The sequence below is a fragment of the Acidovorax sp. KPB24-07 genome (assembly GCF_057543315.1).
In genome coordinates, this window is the sequence record NZ_BAAJYS010000592.1 from 1 (window position 1) to 1,596 (window position 1,596).

At 71.5% G+C, this 1,596-nt stretch carries 3 protein-coding genes; 1 reads left to right on the forward strand and 2 read right to left on the reverse strand.

Features of this window, described 5'->3' with window-relative positions:
* The first annotated feature begins 130 nt into the window (after window positions 1–130).
* Window positions 131–361, forward strand: coding sequence for a hypothetical protein (locus AC27IQ_RS24175; protein ID WP_487091083.1), 231 nt, complete (start codon window positions 131–133; stop codon window positions 359–361).
* Window positions 362–444: 83 nt separating this feature from the next.
* Here the strand turns inward: AC27IQ_RS24175 and AC27IQ_RS24180 are convergent, their stop codons facing one another.
* Together AC27IQ_RS24180 and AC27IQ_RS24185 are read right to left on the reverse strand one after the other, a co-directional pair.
* Window positions 445–627 carry a hypothetical protein gene (locus AC27IQ_RS24180; protein ID WP_272568478.1) on the reverse strand — a complete coding sequence of 61 codons (183 nt, stop codon included), beginning with the start codon at window positions 625–627 and terminating at the stop codon, window positions 445–447.
* Window positions 628–795: 168 nt separating this feature from the next.
* The coding region (locus AC27IQ_RS24185; RefSeq protein WP_487091084.1) for an NAD(P)H-hydrate dehydratase at window positions 796–1,596 on the reverse strand (801 nt) is incomplete at its 5' end.

Genomic DNA, 1,596 nt, shown 5'->3' on the forward strand with positions numbered 1-1,596 from the left:
CCGCAGGACCAGGCCTATGCCGACGTTACCTGGCCGGCACCATCGACAGTCACGCCGCTGCCCACCTGCCCGAGCCGCACGCAGCGCTTGGGCGGCCGGCCCGGCTGCGCAAGCCGGCCTGGCCGATCCGTTGTCGCGCCTGGTGGCCGCGGGGGTGTGGGTGAAAACCGGCCGGGAAACGCCGCAGGTGGTCGACTCCGCCGTGGGGGCCGCCTCTGCGCAGGGGTGGCGACGGCCGTTGCTGGCTTGGCTGACCCTGGCGGCGCAGCGTGCCGATCAAAGGGGCGATGGGCCCGCGGCTGCCGCCGCCCGCAGGCGGTTGTCGGTGCTGGAGCAGGGGCTCAGCGCTGAAAAGCGCTGACGCAGAAACCCAGAGGGGGCGGAGGGGGATGGCGCGGAGATTCAGGGGACTGCCCCGGCCCGCGCCGTGCCGGGACGCCGGACTCAGTTGAGGAACGATTCCGCGGGAAGAATCTGCTCGAGGTTGCCCGGCAGATTCACCAGCGAGTCGGCGGCCTGCACCGCCTCGTCCGGTACCAGCGTCATGGCGGTGGCAGCCACCGCGAGAAGCACTGTCACCGTAAAGGCTGCGAAAGCGCGGGTTCCGGAGTGGATTTTGCGTTTCATGACAGAGTCCTTCAAAAGGGGTGGGGCCTGCACGGCGGTGGGGGTGAACGCATTACACCGCTTGCCTTCGGGCCGGGTCTGTCAGACAAGGCCTTTTGGAAGGCTGTTGCGACGACAGTTACGGTTGGTTGCGCTCCGTTGACGCAAGTCAACGGTTTTGGGTTCCATTCACCCAGGCGTCAGCCGCCGGGCAAGCGCCGACGCCGTCAAGGCGGTGCCGTCAGGCCATTGGTCCGCCACCTCGCCGTGCATCCAGCAGGCTGCCATGGCCGCATCGAAGGCGGCGCTCGGCGCGTCGGACGCCGCGGCCAGCCGCGCACCCACCAGTCCCGCCAGCACATCCCCCGTGCCGCCCGTTGCCAGGCGTGCGTTGCCGGTCGGATTGATGCAGGGCGTTTGCCCCGCGGCCGCGATCACGCTGCCCGAACCCTTGAGCACCACCGCGCAGCCGAATTGGTCCGCCAGCCGGGAGGCCGCAGCCAGCCGGTCGGCCTGCACGCCTGGCGTGTCCACCGCCAGGAGCCGGGCCGCTTCCAGCGGGTGGGGCGTGAGCACGGTGTGCCGGCCAGGCTGCGCCGCGCGATCGCGCAGCGCCTTCGCCAGGGACGGGTCGCCCGCCACGGCATTGAGCGCATCCGCATCCAGCACCAGGCGGTGCGCCTCGGCCAGGACCTTCGGCAGCACCGCCCGGATGGCCTCGCCCCCGCCGCATCCGCAGACCACGGTGCCTTGCTCCAGGTGCAGCGCGTCGAAGCGCCGGAACATGCATTCCGGCTGCATGGGGTCGAGTGACAGGTCGGCCCCGTCCAGCAGGGCCACCATCACCCGCCCGGCGCCCGCGTGCAGCGCCGCCGATGCCGCCAACAGCGCTGCGCCCGCCATGCCCATGCCCCGGGCCCGCAGCCCTTCTCCGCCCACCACCGCCACATCGCCGTAGCTGCCTTTGTGACTGGCATGCGCGCGGTGGGC

Bases quoted from the DNA above. Each gene is read 5' to 3' on its own strand.
- AC27IQ_RS24180 (WP_272568478.1), bottom strand. From the start codon at position 627: ATGAAACGCAAAATCCACTCCGGAACCCGCGCTTTCGCAGCCTTTACG.